The sequence below is a fragment of the Anaerolineales bacterium genome (assembly GCA_015075625.1).
Taxonomy (GTDB): domain Bacteria; phylum Chloroflexota; class Anaerolineae; order Aggregatilineales; family UBA2796; genus UBA2796.
Genome location: JABTTZ010000003.1, coordinates 465,899 through 482,468 on the forward strand (window position 1 = coordinate 465,899; position 16,570 = coordinate 482,468).

Genomic DNA, 16,570 nt, shown 5'->3' on the forward strand with positions numbered 1-16,570 from the left:
TTACAGGTTTCCCCTCAATTCAGCCAGATAAGCGTTCCCCGCTGCTGTTAATTCAACAGCACGCTTTTCAAGCCAAGTTTTATAGTTACTGGCAGAGGTGGTACGAATATCATTACTGATGAATTGCTGTTCGAGTTTAGTTGGCGTAATCTTGTAACGTTCAATGTAGTCCATCGGATCCTTATCTCGGATACGAATGTTAATGGTCTGTCCGATGGCAGCAATATTGGCAATTGTATCAATATCTTCTTCTTGGAAACCTTCCCGTTCTAATAATTTGACGGGAAAAACATGGTGCCATTGAGGGCTGAAACTTGCCAATACTTCATTTTTGTCGAAACCAATGCGATCTCCGGCTTCATTCCAATCAGCTGCCTTATTATGGTAAACCAGAAGGTAGAGCAGGAAACGTCCAAATCGACTCGAACGGTAGCTTTCGTAGAAAAAGTTCGTGTCAAGCTGCTTTTCATGGTCAAACTCACTGAGCAAACCAGCCAAAGCAACTTGTACGGTTGTCGCATTACTGATATGTCGCAAATCTTCTTCTAGAGTGGTTGCACTTGATCCGCTGTAACGCCGGAAACGAGATGCTTGTAAGAACCAGTAAAGCATGGGTTCAAAAGGAGTATCAGGAAACTTATCAATCAATGCCATTAAAACAACCAGGGCGTTTTCGGTTGGCATTAAGCTACTGCTCAAAATACCATATTCTCGAAAACGTTTTATTGCCTTTCCCCATGCTTCTTTGGTTGCTGTCCAAGCATTAGTGATATTCGGCGAACTCCAAAAATCGTCGTTGATTTCTTTAAAACGAACCTTCTTCGTGCCAATGCCCGTCAATGTGCGGAACAATAAGTTGGGGTCGATATCAAAACCCGCCTCAGCAAGGAGTCTCAGGTAAGGCAAGAAATTGTCACGTACCCACGTTGGGTTTTTAGCTGCGACAATTCCTAAATAAATATCTGCCTCCGTAACGCGCGTCCCTTTACTGTTCATCCGCGAGAAAATCTCTACAACATCTTCCAAATCATGGTCAACAGTGATGGTGACTATCTTCTGCTTGCGAATTTCACTTACGCTGGATAAACGAGCATATACATCCATTTGATCTTGACCATCACATAAACCATTGGCTTTGATTTCTCGTGCTAAGGTTTTGATAACTTCCTGACCTTGCTTGCTATCTGGATCTACATTGAGCAACTCGGATATGGGGATATACCGCCGCTTTTTATCCTTTTTGATAACGGCATTTGCGACAGTAAAATGTGGTGCAGTATCTGTGTCAACGTCAAAACGAATATCATACTTGGCAAGAGTTTCTTTCCAGTTTTCACTCGATTCCCACCAATATGGTTTCCCTCCAAACAAAATACAAAGAGCCGTTGTACGTTGCTGTCCGTCAACCACCCAAAAGTTATGAGGACGACCATCTACCGCAGTACGTTCCTGAGTGCCATTTGGACTCTGCCAGATCAGAACGCTCCCTACGGGATAACTTAACCAGAGCGACTCGATAAGATCACGAACTTGAGGTGCTTTCCATATAAAACCACGTTGAAACTCAGGGACGCTCCAATCGTGATTTACAGCCTTGTCGATAATCTGCCAAATCGCAATGTCACCATGAGAATTTGTCGGCATTGGGCAATCCTTACTTGTGTTGTTAAATTTACGCTGTGGCGTAGACGGTCTCTCGCACTTATCCAAAATAATGCGTTTCTCAGCTCCATAAGAGTTCAGTCGCCAGATAGCCTTAAACTACAAATAATGCGGGGTTCCTGAAACCCTGTTTCGCCGCCGTGGACAATGCACAGGCGGTCATCTTCGCGCAAGCTCATAACCAGTTCTGCCAGCGTTTCATCACTGATACCAGCTTTCAACTGGCGGTTGAGGGTATCCACTGCTGTCTGGCGCAGCGGATAGCGGTAAATCTCATCAACGGCTTTATACAGTCCGCGTGCTTTGCACTCTGCTTCAAACAGTGTCGCTCGCTGCGTTGCCGCATAATGTTTCAGCCGCTCATAAGTGCGGAAGCGTGCGCCACTGGGTCTCCCAAGTTGCCCACCAACCGGGCTATTGTGCTGACTCTCAATGATCTGCCGGATACCTGTCTGTACCGCATTATGGTGATAATCAGTACGCGGCAAAGCGGGTGATTCCGGCGCACACCGGGCGGCGTTCAGGATTTCAAACTGCGACTCGCTGACAATTTCGCCCTGCGGATTGATCCATGCAAGCATATCATTGCCGTCATTGGTGCGGAGATAGACCAGCACCCCTTCCGGCTCTTTCGGGTTCGAGATGTGGTAGCGTGTCGAAAAGCTGACGGGAGCCATCTGCGTGATGTGCCAGATTGACCAGTGTCTGATGGCGCAACCGCAGTAGTCGCAGGATTTGCCCAACCGCCTCCATAAACAACTCTTCGGTCTGTTCCGAGTCATGGAGCGTGCCTGCCATCAGCCGCAGCACCTGCGAGAGCGTATCACCCTGTGGCAGAGGAACAGCATGGAGCAGATGCGTCATGTCAAAGGGGATACCCAGGAAATCAGCCATCTCCGCAATGAACGCCGGACTGAGCATCAGCAGCAAAAGTCGGGCATCATCGTCAGCGCGTGGTAAAGGGTCGAGCCTGTATGGTTGATCGGGGGCTGCGTCTGTGAGGAACAGATAATAGCTGCTGTCTATCACCGTATTAGCGCAGGCAAGGATAGTTTCTCCCAATGGACAAACAATAAACGCATGTCCCAATCGTGGCAGACTCATACGGTGGGGAATATCGCCATACCAGATTGCATTCAGAGGCGACACCGGAGTATCGACGGCATCTATCGCAGGCAAAGGAGCGGTCAAAATAATCATATCGTGTTCACGGTAAGCATTCATGAGTCAGAATCGCCGTGTTACACGATGCAGTCTGAGTTACAGGCGATAGAGATGAATCATACCGGAAATATCACCCACCGCCAGCAGCGCTTTGTCGGGAGACCAGGCGAGCGCCGCTGGTGTGATTTTGGATAGCCCAGCATGGCGAAACGCTTTTTCATTCGCGTATTCTTCTCCGACTACCATATCGACAATGCCAATGTAGGGTTTGGCTTTGCCAGTCAGCGTTTTCGTCCATGCCCAGTAAATGACCTGCTGATTATCACCTGACCACATTGGAAGAATCGGTACATCATCGTAGAAGCCCCAGTCCCGAAAAATTTCTTTGCCTGTTGAGCTTTCATAGATGCTAAAGTTCCGCTTTTCGTCACCGTCGCCGCCGTGATAATAACCGCGCAGCGCGTAGAATTGACCATTGGGACTGATGTGTAGCTCCGCTAAAGCCTGAATACCGGGGCGATACAGACACAAACGGTTTCCCGTGAAGACATCCCAAACCTCCACTACGGTGACATTTTGCGGCAGGACTTTGTCTCTGGAAATCCTGAAAGGATGACGCTTCGGCTTAGGCTCATCCACAATCACGACGGCTGTTTGCCCGTTCGCACTCAACTGAACATAGGTGATGACAGGACACGAAACCTTAACCACTTTGTCGCCTAAGAACAATCGATTGCCTTCCGCCCTGATCCCTATCGTAAAATCAGCGTTCCATGCCGTTAATGGGTTCGCAGGGATGTGCTGTATGCGTGTCTGATGGCGCATGGCAATATCCCACACTGACACGTTTAAGCCTTCAGGTGCCTTAGCACTATCAATCAACACGAGGGTACTGCTATCGGTACCCCAGCGTAGCTCTGTCACTGTGCCTGTTTCCAGAATCACATCGGGCGCAGCATTTACCCCGGCTTGGTTGTCGATGAGGGTATAGATCGATACGCAGTTCGTGGGATGGTTGACCGCGAACTGCCCGCCATCAGGACTCCAGCATAGCACCACGAGATGACCGCCAGTTGTTTTGTCTAGTTTGCTGATGCGTTTCATAAAGCAATGCATTCCAAAATAAGACGGGAGAGGCTGGTCAACTAGTCGATCCCGTCAGCTTGAGCAATCCCTTGCGGTTGGTTGTGCGCCAGTCATAAAATTCCACCTCTTTGTTTTCCAGAAGCAGCGCAATATGGCGGTTGTCAGGATAGAATTCGGCGGCACAAATATCGTGTTGTGTAGTCAGGGTAGCTAACAGCAGACTCGCTTGATAGAGTTCCACCCGATTACGGTCAGTGTGGATAGCTACCACAGATGGAAATTCCGCCTCGTTGACGGCGACAAAACGTCCGGCAATTCGACCATTAGTAAGGTCAAAGACTTGTACTGCCTTACCTGCATATATGTCCCATAAAGTCCGGTGCTGATTCGTATTTTCCACCAGCAGGATGTGTCCTGACATTTGGAGTACGGGTTGATTGGCTGCGCAGTTGACCGAAAACTCAAAATGCGGTCTGCCACCTAAATGCAGGCAGTAGCCACGCGCCCATTCTCCCCAGGTGCTATCACCAGCGACAGTTACAGCAACAAAACCACCATCCTGTGATAAACAGGCATTACTGAAGTATGGGTTTCCACTTGATGTATCAACAAGTTCGGATAGCTGAACGGTGACAACTACTTCACTTTGCAGCACATCAAAGACTTCAATCGAACGGCGTTTCAAACGCAAACTGCAACGTTGCCCTGGCAGGTAATCGTGGGAAAGAATCGAATCGTTAGAACGGTAGCTTTCTTTGAACAGGTCAAATAGCTGGAATCTGTTGCCAGTTGATTCCAACAGAAAAGACCTTCCATCTTTTGCCATTCCAATCAGTTTGCCATCATGCTGGTGCAAGAGATAGCGATCTTGCAGACGCCAGAACTGTATCTGGTGTGCGTTCGCATAAATCAAAGTACTTCCATCTGGTGTGAAGCGAATTATTGGAATTGTCATGGTCTGATTGCGACTTATCTCTCCGGTGCTTGTAATTCATCCACCACTGCCAGCGTCTCGATGTCATAAATGCGGATGCTGTGATCCTTCAGCAGAATAGCAATCCGGTTTCCACCGGGGTGAAACGCGCCCGCCAGTATTTTTTGGGACTCCTCAATTTCGCGCTTCTGCTCATCCTCATAAAAATGCCATGTTTTCCAGCCACAATGCACCAGAACATGCCGCTGCTGCACTGGGCTGACGGCGATGAACTCGCCAGTACATTGAAATTGACGTATTGGTTTGCCATTGGTCAAGATGAGAGAAGTAGCAGCGGGGGTAGAAACTGCCAGCAGCGGGTATGGCTCGCAGAACATGACGATTGGTATATAAATGAAGCGATTTACTGGAAAGTCGAACTTCTTCTGAAACTGACCATCCTCACCTCGCTCAAAACACATCCCCCATGCGGTATCCTGCCCTCCAACATCCATAATAAAGGCAATCGCCAATAAATGCCCATCGGGTGACAATGACCAGTTATCACAAGCGCCAAATTCTAACTGAAGCATGGTATGCATTTTAGGTAACTCAAGCCCAAGTGCATCGCGAAAGGTCAGGGTAAGCCCGTTCGCCTCGATCAGGTAGCGCTGGTTGGCGGCGTAGCCTGCGGGAGTGAGCGTTGATACAGCAATTTGTGTTCCTGTATCACTCTGCCACGCGCTGAATGATTTACTCTCTTTATCATAGGTGAGAAAGGTCTGACCATCGCGGGCAATCCCCACTAACCTGCCAGGGCATTCCGCTACAAACTGCTGATTGTGCCAGACGCGAACTGATGTGTATCCACCATGAAACAGGAGGCTGCCATCGCCGCTCGAATACAGTGTATTGATTGGTTGCATCATAGCCTCATAGCCTCCCAGTTTTATGGCATATTCTTTGGGGTGTCAAGTTGCAGTTTGCCTGCCAGTCGCCCTGTTTTCACTTTTCGTATCTCGATGCCACCACTTTTCAACGCGACGGCGAGTCTTTCACCGTTCGGGTGAAATTCGATCTCAAGCGCTTGTGATGCCAGCTTGATCCGTCGCACAGCGCTGTCTGGCTGTTCCATATCCCGCAGGCTAATGCTGCTGTCGAAGCGGGTCTCTGCCAGCAGCATCTCAACAGGGTGAGCGCAAACGACACTGAACCCGGAGGGCAGTTCATGTATTCGTGTTCGGTTGCCAGTGGTGAGGTCATAGATATTCAGGGTTGACCCATATGGACTCATCAACCAATGATGTTCACGCGAGAAGAAAAGGTATGATGGGAAACCGTCTCTACCGCCGTCAAAATGGTAGGCTTCTTGCCCATCGTCCAGCCGCACACAGACACCACCGTTCCAATCGAAACCACCACCGCTCACATAGTAGATAATCGCAAGATGCTGGTTATCAGGAGCGATCAGCCAGTTTTCCAGAATCGCATCTTCATGGATCGTCGTCTGGAGATCAATCGTTCTTGAAGGTATAACCCCAAAGACATCATCCAACCGAATGAGATGCCGGTAGCGGTCTGCCATCCCATGAAACCGCTGGTGCAGGGGATAGGTATCCGGTGATATACTGGCAAAGCCCAACGGTTCGCACCGCACAGCATCCCACAGGGTAAATTGCGGTTCAGGGATTGGGTCTGTCAGAAAAGTTTGTCGCCCTTCGCCCGAACGGGCTGCAATGTCGCGTTTTACCCAATCCTGATCCATAAGGCGGGTGATGAAGGTTTTTCCATCGTCGGCGATTCCAAACAACTCACCGTCAGCCACCCCGCGCAGGCGGGCATTCTCGACATCCCACACGAACACCTGCTGCTGAACCGAATGAAGCAGCGTCGCCCCATCACGACTAAAAGCCAGATTCTTCAACAGCGCGGCGGGACTGGCAAAACGCGGCACATCAGTGGTCTGTCGCATCCTTATCCTATCCTTGTCTCGCAATGACACCCAATAATTCGAGGGGTCATGTTCCCTTGAAGCATCACTCCATGTGAAATCACAACGGCTCTTTTGTGCGCCGCCGACAAGATGTGCCGCAAGGCTGAATACCCGTTTCCGTGCTTCATCTGTAAGCTCTATTTGCGAAATTTCTTCCTCAGGTAGTGAGCGAATAAATACCTGTTTGCGTTTTACAGACAGAACCAGACAACTCGTCCGCAAAACGACCACCTCACCATCGGCGCGTTTCCAGATCACATCACGGAAATAGTGGATCTTATATTCTGGCGGCTGGATAAGGGCTGCTTTTCCACGTTGAGTTGCCGCATCCTCACGGTAGTATTCCCAGCTTTTGCCGTGTAATGGTTTATCGCCGCCTTCGAGTGTTGCTGCAATACGTTCGGCATGTTTTCTGGAGTCTGGCATAACTCCCGCTAAGGGAATTTCCTCCTGTATGCCCATGCTGAGTCGATAAGGGGGATCGCCGGGCAGGAAGTCACAATGCCAACGGACAATCAGGACATCCCCATTGGCTCGTTTGACCACTGTATCGTAGTAATCATAGTACTTGTCACTCTTATCGATGTAATCGAAGGGGTCAATATGCTCATCTTGTGTCATGATGTTTTGTCTTTCAGATTACGACCTTCCTCATGTGAGCAATGCAATTCTGGACACCCTTCTTCATACCGTTCGATACTTCAAGCCTGCCGGACTAAAACCCCAGACGACTTAACGCCGTAGTCCGAAAACCCATCAACGCGCGCAGATATGGAATACCATCCCCAACAGCATTCATTTCTTCGCGCCAATCCTCAGCATCTACGAGTATGTCCAGGACTCGTGACTCTACGTCTGCACCCTTCAGAAACGCCAACGCAACTGCCCCTGCCAGTTGGAACAGATGCGGCTGTGCTGAATCGAGTGTGTTTTGAACAATGGTTTCGATCAAATCATGGTCTGGAACGTGTAACAACCCGGCAGTTAGTGCCGCTGTTGATCGGGTTTCAATAGAAGGATGAGTGGAAAGCAGTCTAATGAGGACGGGTAAGGCATCTCGGTGTATGTCGGGAAACCAGGGGATACTGGATATAGCATATCTTGCCACAGCAGGATCATTGTCCATGCCTAACGTCAGTAGCTCATGAGCATAGTTTGACATTGCGATATAAGCATCGCGTTCCCAGATAAGAGCCAGCTTATCTAACATCGCAGCATTATCGCCCAATTGTTTATCTTCGGTATCATACATGGTTGCCGTTATGTGGTGGTATTCGGCTGCAATCATGCTTTGAACAGGATCAAATCGCCGGGAGGGATAAGGCAGTGTGGAATCATCCAGCCAGTTATCCCCAAGAGTAATGCGAAACATACAGGTCATCACTGAACTGCGATCCGGGGTAGAAGTATCTTTCACCAGTTCACACAGGAACGGGACTGCAAAATGACTGGCTTCCCATCGAGTACCCTGGTGGGCAAGGTTGTTCGTGAGGTCGTAGCACGCCCGTCTGCGAACCTCGTCATCCGGCGAGGTTAATGCACGAATGAGCTCCGGTATATCGGCTGCCGCCCCGTATGCATGGAAGTAGTGGCTCCAGTTGATGGCATCAAGCTCATCTAACATATGAAATTCCTGATTCACAAGAGCTAACACCTCTATGATACAAGTGTCGCTTTCCCATAGGGGTTTTCTGTTTCATCGCTGTAATACGCATAACTTTTGCCATAAATGAGCGCATCCCCACCGTCCAGCGCTGCGGCGATACGTTCCGTATTTGCTTGCGATTCTGGAGTTAACGTAGATAACGGAATTTCTTCTCGTGCTGCGATTGCCAACAGATCGGGCGGTTGACCGGGAAGGAAATCACCGTGATGCCGAATAATGCGTAGCTCACCACTGGCGTTCTTTGCTACCAGATCGTAGAAATCAGCATATTTGCTGCTGGTATCAACATATTCCATCGGTTCGATGCACGGCGGTTTTAGGTTTTCCCCCTCTTTTAACATGCGTTGATAGGCTTCTTCTTGCCTCTGTTGTAGTTGGGGCAAAAAATCCCGAAATTTTTGCATCGTCCAATAGGTTGCCTGTTCCGCAAATTTCCCACTTTTGTAACTATAGCCATGCCGCACCCCCTTGATTGCCCGATAGGGGAATTCGATTGCATTGAAGGCGTTGAGTCTTTGAGTGGTCGGGTCAATCCAGAACAATTTACCTTTACGCCACCATCGCTCTAAATCCCAGACTTCAGGCTGATCTTGGACCTGCTCCCAGTACAGACTGGGGCGTGTATCTGCCCATGTGACATACCGAAGCGGCTGTCCGCCTGTCCATTCCATCAGTCGGCGGTGACGAACTGCGGCAGCGTTCTGAGCATAGTAGGTCAGCAGATAGAGTGTGTAGGTTGGGACAAATGTTTCCCCATCAATGCGACAAATTGGCAGGCTGTGCAGCACCACCCGTGATTCAAGGTCATCTGGTAGCAAACAGGGGGAGATGAAGGGAACTTCGGGTTCTGTGCTTTGTAAGTGACCACCGTACAGCTCACGCTTTCGGGGTTTCATGCGATTTAGATTGAGAAAGCCATGTACAGCGGTAAAGTGTTCGCAAGTATGATTCCCATTCGGACTGTAGCGCAATGTGTCGCCGTAAAAACTGAAACGCGACCGAGAATAGAGACTGTAAAGATCAATCTGCTGGCGATAAGGTTCATCGCAAAATGGACAGATGGATAGGGTATGTTCAGGAATAATGTGCCAATAGTAAACGAAATCGTTGTCCCATTCATCCATCTCAGCTTCCACTTTACTTTGATAGCTGCCGGTGTTGGTCATCGCTTTGAATTGGTGATTGACCTGTGCTTGAAACTCTTTTACCATGCCAAAATCCTTAAGTTGGTATACTTTTAATAGGACTTTTTGATTACCTCCATGCTTCTGGTATCAATCTCTTTTTCATAGATATATTCATTATCATCAAATTCCATGCCGACTTTTTTGAACAGGGATTGGGCTGGTTGATTGTCGTGTCGCGTAATCAGCATAATCCGGTTTGCCCCCTGAGTTCGCAGATGCTCAAAGGCATGCAGCATGAGGAACTGCGCCAGTTTAAGGTGCTGAAATGGAGGCTGAGTCTCAATGTAGTCAATCCAGCCAGCACGCTGCTGATTCTGTGCCCACTCAGCCCGACTAAATGAACATTCCAGATAAGCCGCCAACTGTCCATCAGGTGCTTTCACAATGAAATGCTGATATTCCCTGTTATGCAGCAAAGCGCGCTGATGTTCAATTGTTACTGGCGTGAATCCATATGTGGCTTGATAAGCCTCCAAATCCGCCTCGGTCAGCGGCAGTAGTTGAAAACCGTCGGGGAGATTGGTGGATGTCGATAGAGTATCAAGTGCCATCGTCATATAAACATTGTAGCCTGCGGTATTGCGGCTGAATCCCTGAGCTTCAAGCAGGTATATGTCATGTTCCATAGTTCGTTGCAGTAGGAAAACAGAAAGAGACAACTTCGTGGCTTTTTCGAGTGATTCAACCCCTGTACGCCCAATCGCCCAGTCCAACATAGCCGATGGCAATTCTGTTTCCAGCATATCAGGATGCAAAATCCGTTCCAGGGCATAGTAAGTACCTTCGCGCTGACGCTTCCATAATAAAGCACAGGCTGTTAAGTTGTTTTCGGTATCTTCCCACAGCCGTATATCCTGTTCGAGATCCCAGACACGGGAATCGAGCAGAAGCTGTAACCGCCAGACTGTAGGATAACGCATTACATTGCCACCAGTACGGTAAGCCAGAAGCAATTGTATTATTTTTTCCTGATCACCGGGCATAAACGAGCGTGTTGTCATAATGACTGTCTCCATAAGTGAGGTGCAAGCTAATGATCTATAGTGTCCCTTCGCTCTAGCCACTTCAATGCTTCTTTACGAATCTCGACATCCCTAGACTGTAGCTCTGCAAGGCGTTGTTCAAACGTCACAGCTTCCTCCAATCATCATGTAACTTCCGGGTGTCGTTTATCCCACCAGTTGAAGCCGATCCGCATGGCAAAAATCAACAGGATTACCAGTAAACCAGAAAACCGATCACCAAACGCAGTGGAGAAATTGAGAAACACGATGAGCATATTTCCCATATGAAACACCGTATACACGATGCCATAACGGATGATTCCCGAACGAGTGAACCGGGTCGCACGCGGGTCAAAAAGCGAGATGAATACCCCAAGTGCAAGCCCATACCCACAGCCGTCCAGTACGCCGAGCGCTGCCCGCCGTGTTGTGTTGATGACGATTTCATCAGCAGCCATCGGGACAAGCCACCGCAGCATCTCTGCATCGACCACCACATAATAAAATGCTGTGATCACTGCCGTCAGATACATGGTGAACAAAATCGTGCGCCAGTCGATGTGCCACTTTTTACGGCTGTCGGTGAACAGATAGGCGGCTGCGGTAACTACTGCAATAATGAAACTGAACAATCCGCCTAAAATCAGATCGCGTTCGATAGCTGCTGCATCGCCCCCAGCAAGTCCAGTCCGAATTGCGAATCCAAAACAGCCGAGAATCGGCGCAAGGGGAATAAGCAAGATTACTGTACGCAATCGGTAGCCAAAATGTTCAGTTGTTGTTTTTGCCTGCAAACAGACAGACTCCGGGATTGAGTTTGCTCTCCATCTATTTTATGACGAAATGAGTATCAAAGACTTGCGAAAAACTGCTAAAACCGTAAGCCATCAATGTGTATCAAAGTCTGTTAAGAAGATGTATTTTGAGCAGGCTGGTGTCGGATAACTGACCAGACTCGATACAATATTGTTGAAGTATAAAAGAGTGCAGACAGCATGACATCACCAAATATCCATACACCACTTACAACGAACGAAAAACAACTGGTTGATGTTCTACTGCCCCATATGACGAATCGCCAAACCCGTAGAACACTGGTCGAAAGGGCATTGTTTCGCTGTCTTGTATCGTTGCAACACATGACTTGGAACGGTAATCCCTACAACGTTACAGTTCGTCTAATTCGTCTACGCGTATATCTTTAGCGACGAACAGATAAGGGTTTTTCCTTTTGAGTAGCGTATCCAAACGGAGGCGCTGCAAGCCCTTCAACCGCGCTGCGTGAAACTCGCCAATATGCGCTTCGACGTAGGCTTGCACATCTGCCAAAGACAGCATCAGAACAACCTTGCTGGTTCTTCGGCAATCTCGCGCTGCGCCAATTCAAAGTAATCGGGCAGAATCTCAATCCCAATCCCGCTGCGGCGTAAGCGTTTTGCCACGCGGATCGCCGTCCCCGATCCCATAAACGGATCAAGCACGGTGTCATATTCGCGGGTGAACAGCTTGATAAACCATTCAGGGAGCGCTTCGGGAAATGCCGCGCTGTGATTCTTATTGCGCGTTTCTGTTGCCATATGGAGGACATTCGTCGGGTACACTTTATCCCGTTCCAGCCAATTCGCCACGCGCTTGCCAAACCCGCTGCCCACTTTGGAGGTATCTCGTACTTTGTCTGTCTCGCTCAGGTTTTTCAGGCGTTTCTCTGCCCAATCCCCCATCGGGATCATCACCTCGTCCTGATACATGGCAAACTGGCGCTGTTTGTTGAATTGCAGCAAGCGTTCCCACGAATCCCGAAAGCGATTCGACCACTTCCCCGGATAGCTATTTTTCTTGTGCCACACAAATTCTTCCGTCCAAAGCCACCCTTGTTTGCGCATGGCAAGGATCAGTTCCAAGACATAGGTGTGCCGCTCCCCATCAACGACTTTCTCTTTGATGTTGAGGATGAACGTCCCTGTCGGTTTCAAAACGCGAAGAAGTTCTTGGGAGATCGGTAAAAACCACGCCACATAGGCATCCGGCGGCACACCACCATAGGTTGCCTTGCGGTTATCGGCGTAGGGTGGGGAGGTGATGATCAGGTCAATGCTGTTCTCTTGGCGCGTTTTCAGCACATCCAGACAATCCCCCAAAATGAGGTCTATCGTCACTACATCACTCATTGTGACCCATCCCCTCACTCATCCTCATCCTCTCTATCGCCTCTTGGGTAATGTCCCCTAGTGTACCTTATTCGCTTACGCACACACGCACAGGGTACTCTTCTTGCCTCTCCTCTGAAGTCTCGCCATAATTATTCGGCATGATCAGCCCACACCTATCCACAACACCCCTCGCCACCTTTGGCAACCGCTACCGCATTGGCGATACGCTTGGCATTGGCGGGATGGGCGCAGTCTACCGCGCCATAGACCGCCTCACCGGACGCAGCGTGGCGATCAAGCGTGTTCTTATGGCGACAGAGCGCTTGCAATTCTCCCAGTCTACCGGCGCACGTGATCTGCGGCTTGCCCTCACCCAAGAATTCCGCACCCTTGCCAGCCTTCGCCACCCGCACATCATCAATGTTATTGACTACGGCTTTGACTCCGGCGGGCTGCCCTTCTATACGATGGAGTTGGTGGAAGGCGCACAGAACATCCTTCACTATGGGTTGGAAAAACTCCTTGAGCGCCGCTTGGAACTGCTTGCCCAAGTCCTCTTGGCGTTGGCATACCTTCACCGGCGGGGGATCATCCACCGCGATATAAAGCCCGACAACATCCTCATCGATCAGGATGAGGTTAAGGTGCTGGATTTCGGCTTAGCCATTGCCCGCACCGATCTCCCTCTCGAATCCGAGACGGTGGGGACGCTTGCCTACATTGCCCCCGAAATGCTCAGCGGCAAACCAGCGATAGAGGCAAGCGATCTCTATTCCGTTGGCATGATCGCCTATGAACTGCTCAGCGGGCGCTATCCCTTTGACAAAGAAGAATTCGCCAAACTCACCGTCGCTGTCCTCCACGAAACACCCTCTTGGGAAGGTATTCCCCCTCACCTTCAACCCCTTTTGGCAACGCTTCTCCAAAAAGACCCCGCCAAGCGCTATCAAGATGCCTATGCCGTGTTGGATGAATTACAGCGGATCGCCGGCGTGACCATCCCCCGCGAAAATGCCGTGATCCGCGAGAGCTTTCTTCAGGCAGCCGCCTTTGTGGGGCGCGAAAAAGAAATGACTACCCTCATCGCCGCACTCCACCGTGCCAAAGAAGGCAAAGGAAGTGCGTGGCTGCTCGGAGGGGAATCCGGCGTGGGCAAAACACGTCTTCTTGATGAACTGCGTATTCGGGCATTGGTCGAGGGGGCGCTTGTTGTTCGCGGCAACGCCATTCCCGAATCAGCGGTGAGCGATGTGCTTTGGCGAGAGCCAATCCGCCGCCTTGTGCTGAACATCGAACTCACCCCCAGCCATGCGGCGGTCTTACAAACCCTCATCCCCGATCTGCAAACCCTGACCGAGGTCACCCCAACGGAGACGATCCCCGAAGGGATGGAGCGCCGCGAACGCTTGAAATCGGCTGTCTTTGAAGTCTTTCGCGCCCAGCCACACCCCCTTGTTCTCATCTTGGAAGACCTTCAATGGGCGGGCAACCTTGATCTCTTAAAAACGCTCCTCGAACAGGTCACCGCCCATCCCTGGCTCATTGTGGCGAACTTCCGCGACGATGAAGTCCCCTCTCTCCCCGCCAAACTCCCCGAAATGACTTTTATGAAGGTACTGCGTCTCGATAAACAGGCAATCACCGCGCTCAGCGTCAGTATGCTTGGCACAGCCGGTGACGCCCCACCCGTCATTGATCTGCTTGAGCGGGAGACAGAGGGCAATGTGTTTTTCATTGTCGAGGTCGTTCGCGCCCTTGCCGAACGCGCCGGACAGCTGAGCGATATTGCCAATCAGACTCTTCCCCGTCAAGTCTTTTCGGGGGGCATTCAGACCGTCGTCCGGCGGCGTTTGGAGCGTGTCCCCGTTTGGGCAAAAACCCTACTGGAATTGGCGGCGGTGCGTGGGCGCATAGTGGATGTTCCCCTCATGGAATGGATCGTCCGCCAGACGCTCAACATGCCCACTGTCTCCGCGTGGCTGATGGCATGTACGGGCGCCTCGGTGATGGTCATCCGCGAGGAACAGTAGGGCTTCAGCCACGACAAAATCCGTGAGGCGATCCTTGCCGATCTCCCATCAGAGCGCCGCCGCACCCACCATACCGACATTGGGCGGGCATTGGAAAGCGTCCATAATGCCTCCCCCTATTTTGCCACCATTGCCTACCACTATCGCATGGCGGGCGAGGGGCGGCGCGAACTAGATTACCTGATTCCAGCGGCACGGGCGGTAAACGCCAGCAACGACCCGACAGAGGTGAAAAAGATTGCAGATCGCGCCTTTGCCCTGTTAGAAACCCTCCAGATCGTCCTCCCTCCGGCAGAGATGAATGATCTCTATGATATGGCGGGGTGGTCGGCGCTTTACCTCGGTGATGCCGCGAAAGCTGATCAGTATTTCCAAGCGCAGTTCAACAAGGCAGAGGCGATTCATCACCCCTATTTCAAAGCCGATGCGCTTGGCAACCTCTCCTCCGTCGCTTGGCAGATTGGCGATTACGCCGCCTCGCTCGATTACGCCACCCAAGCCCTTGATCTTTACATCACCCTCCGCGATCCATTCGGTATGGCGCAGGCACGCAACAAGATCGGTGCGCTGCAGCGCCTTCTTGGTGATTTGAACGGCGCTTACGAGAGCGGCATCGAGGCGCTTGCCCTCTACCAATCGATTGACAACACCTTTGGCATGTCCGAGGCGTACCACAACCTCGGCTTGGTTGCCCAACTCCAAGGCGATTTCACGGCGGCGCTCCAGCATTTCACGGCGACGCTCACCCTCCAACGGAGCGGCGGCAACACCATGAACCTGAAATACACCCTTAACGCGCTAGGGATCATCAGCGCCACCGTCGGAAACTACGCGCAGGCAGAGACGTACCTTCTGGAAAGCCTTGCCCTATCGCGGCGGGCAAATGTCCAGCGCCAAATGAGCAACACGCTTTGCAACTTGGGCAATATCACCCTCCGGCAAGGCAACATCCCACAGGCATTCGCCTATCTGAAGGAGGCGGTGGGGATTGCCGAGACAATTGCCAACAATCGCATCATCTCATGGGGGAAAGAACGCCTCAGCGTGATCGCCATTATGGAGGGCAGGGTTGAGTATGCCGCTGTGCTGCTTCAAGACGGTTTAGCGGTTGCTGAAAGGACAGGGGAATCATGGCTGATTGCCAATGCACAGGCGGGGTTGGGCTATCTCGCTGTGAAACAAGGGCATCTGCGGGAGGGGTTGACGCACTACCAACAAGCCCTTGCCATTGCCCACGCGCTGCGGATGATCCCAACGGCGCTCGTCTATATGGCTCATATGGCGTGGGTTTTCGCCCTGCGCGGTGAGCCAGAACGGGCGGCGAAACTCTATGGTTTCATTGAGGGGCATAAGGCGCTCAACAGCGAGGCGCGTGAGGCGCTGTCCCTCGTCCTCCCAGAGATTCTTCTCGATCTGGAGGATGAAGCGTTTCTCGCCGCGAAAGCGCAAGGTCAGTCTATTCCCTTTGATGCACACGCCGAGGCGCTCTTAAACGAGGCTGACCCCAACAATCTAGTAGACGACCACAGTAATTTCTAAAGAACCCCTATCCCCCCCGGTTACTGCGCAGCAGTCGCCTTTCCCTGTATACCGGGAAAGGGGGAGAAAGTCCCTCTCTTTGTTTACGGGGTAGGGTTTCCAAGCTCCGAAGGGGTGGTTACTCTTAGCCCGCTGCTTTAGCGGCGGGATCACTGGGATTACAATATCAACACAAC

15 protein-coding genes are annotated in these 16,570 nt (G+C 50.8%); 2 read left to right on the forward strand and 13 right to left on the reverse strand.

Annotated elements, in window-relative coordinates:
• The 13 genes from HS103_16245 to HS103_16305 form a co-directional block, all read right to left on the reverse strand.
• Complete coding sequence (locus HS103_16245) at positions 1-1,644, reverse strand: DUF262 domain-containing protein (GenBank protein MBE7514351.1); 1,644 nt, start codon at positions 1,642-1,644, stop codon at positions 1-3.
• A 95-nt stretch (positions 1,645-1,739) separates the two neighbouring features.
• Positions 1,740-2,279 (reverse strand): hypothetical protein, encoded by a 540-nt coding sequence (locus HS103_16250; GenBank protein ID MBE7514352.1) that lies wholly within the window; start codon positions 2,277-2,279, stop codon positions 1,740-1,742.
• Positions 2,254-2,886 (reverse strand): hypothetical protein, encoded by a 633-nt coding sequence (locus HS103_16255; protein ID MBE7514353.1) that lies wholly within the window; start codon positions 2,884-2,886, stop codon positions 2,254-2,256. Before HS103_16255 ends, HS103_16250 begins: the two co-directional genes overlap by 26 nt.
• A gap of 36 nt (positions 2,887-2,922) precedes the next feature.
• Complete coding sequence (locus tag HS103_16260) at positions 2,923-3,930, reverse strand: hypothetical protein (GenBank protein ID MBE7514354.1); 1,008 nt, start codon at positions 3,928-3,930, stop codon at positions 2,923-2,925.
• A gap of 37 nt (positions 3,931-3,967) precedes the next feature.
• Complete coding sequence (locus HS103_16265; GenBank protein ID MBE7514355.1) at positions 3,968-4,867, reverse strand: hypothetical protein; 900 nt, start codon at positions 4,865-4,867, stop codon at positions 3,968-3,970.
• Positions 4,868-4,881: 14 nt separating this feature from the next.
• A complete protein-coding gene (locus HS103_16270; protein MBE7514356.1) occupies positions 4,882-5,754 on the reverse strand; it encodes a hypothetical protein in 873 nt (290 codons plus the stop codon).
• Between the two features lie 20 nt (positions 5,755-5,774).
• Positions 5,775-7,439: a WD40 repeat domain-containing protein gene (locus HS103_16275; GenBank protein ID MBE7514357.1), complete on the reverse strand. Its 1,665-nt coding sequence runs from the start codon at positions 7,437-7,439 to the stop codon at positions 5,775-5,777.
• Positions 7,440-7,533: 94 nt separating this feature from the next.
• Positions 7,534-8,460, reverse strand: coding sequence for a hypothetical protein (locus HS103_16280; protein MBE7514358.1), 927 nt, complete (start codon positions 8,458-8,460; stop codon positions 7,534-7,536).
• 14 nt (positions 8,461-8,474) lie between these two features.
• The gene (locus HS103_16285; GenBank protein MBE7514359.1) at positions 8,475-9,695 is read right to left on the reverse strand and encodes a hypothetical protein; all 1,221 of its coding nucleotides are present in this window, start codon (positions 9,693-9,695) and stop codon (positions 8,475-8,477) included.
• A gap of 26 nt (positions 9,696-9,721) precedes the next feature.
• Positions 9,722-10,672: a GNAT family N-acetyltransferase gene (locus tag HS103_16290; protein MBE7514360.1), complete on the reverse strand. Its 951-nt coding sequence runs from the start codon at positions 10,670-10,672 to the stop codon at positions 9,722-9,724.
• Positions 10,673-10,818: 146 nt separating this feature from the next.
• Positions 10,819-11,469 carry a hypothetical protein gene (locus tag HS103_16295; protein MBE7514361.1) on the reverse strand — a complete coding sequence of 217 codons (651 nt, stop codon included), beginning with the start codon at positions 11,467-11,469 and terminating at the stop codon, positions 10,819-10,821.
• 373 nt (positions 11,470-11,842) lie between these two features.
• Positions 11,843-12,013, reverse strand: a complete 171-nt coding sequence (locus HS103_16300) for a hypothetical protein (protein MBE7514362.1) — start codon at positions 12,011-12,013, stop codon at positions 11,843-11,845.
• Complete coding sequence (locus tag HS103_16305) at positions 12,013-12,843, reverse strand: site-specific DNA-methyltransferase (GenBank protein MBE7514363.1); 831 nt, start codon at positions 12,841-12,843, stop codon at positions 12,013-12,015. The genes HS103_16300 and HS103_16305 overlap by 1 nt, the downstream gene beginning before the upstream one ends.
• 140 nt (positions 12,844-12,983) lie before the next feature.
• Here HS103_16305 and HS103_16310 point away from each other — a divergent pair, with 140 nt between their 5' ends.
• Both HS103_16310 and HS103_16315 read left to right on the forward strand, forming a co-directional pair.
• Entirely contained in the window at positions 12,984-14,855 is a 1,872-nt protein-coding gene (locus tag HS103_16310; protein ID MBE7514364.1) for a protein kinase, read from the forward strand.
• Between the two features lie 90 nt (positions 14,856-14,945).
• Positions 14,946-16,394, forward strand: a complete 1,449-nt coding sequence (locus HS103_16315) for a tetratricopeptide repeat protein (GenBank protein ID MBE7514365.1) — start codon at positions 14,946-14,948, stop codon at positions 16,392-16,394.
• Positions 16,395-16,570: the final 176 nt, after the last annotated feature.

Bases quoted from the DNA above. Each gene is read 5' to 3' on its own strand.
- HS103_16245 (MBE7514351.1), bottom strand. From the start codon at position 1,644: ATGCCGACAAATTCTCATGGTGACATTGCGATTTGGCAGATTATCGAC.
- HS103_16255 (MBE7514353.1), bottom strand. From the start codon at position 2,886: ATGAATGCTTACCGTGAACACGATATGATTATTTTGACCGCTCCTTTG.
- HS103_16260 (MBE7514354.1), bottom strand. From the start codon at position 3,930: ATGAAACGCATCAGCAAACTAGACAAAACAACTGGCGGTCATCTCGTG.
- HS103_16265 (MBE7514355.1), bottom strand. From the start codon at position 4,867: ATGACAATTCCAATAATTCGCTTCACACCAGATGGAAGTACTTTGATT.
- HS103_16270 (MBE7514356.1), bottom strand. From the start codon at position 5,754: ATGATGCAACCAATCAATACACTGTATTCGAGCGGCGATGGCAGCCTC.
- HS103_16275 (MBE7514357.1), bottom strand. From the start codon at position 7,439: ATGACACAAGATGAGCATATTGACCCCTTCGATTACATCGATAAGAGT.
- HS103_16285 (MBE7514359.1), bottom strand. From the start codon at position 9,695: ATGGTAAAAGAGTTTCAAGCACAGGTCAATCACCAATTCAAAGCGATG.
- HS103_16290 (MBE7514360.1), bottom strand. From the start codon at position 10,672: ATGACAACACGCTCGTTTATGCCCGGTGATCAGGAAAAAATAATACAA.
- HS103_16300 (MBE7514362.1), bottom strand. From the start codon at position 12,013: ATGCTGTCTTTGGCAGATGTGCAAGCCTACGTCGAAGCGCATATTGGC.
- HS103_16305 (MBE7514363.1), bottom strand. From the start codon at position 12,843: ATGAGTGATGTAGTGACGATAGACCTCATTTTGGGGGATTGTCTGGAT.
- HS103_16310 (MBE7514364.1), top strand. From the start codon at position 12,984: ATGATCAGCCCACACCTATCCACAACACCCCTCGCCACCTTTGGCAAC.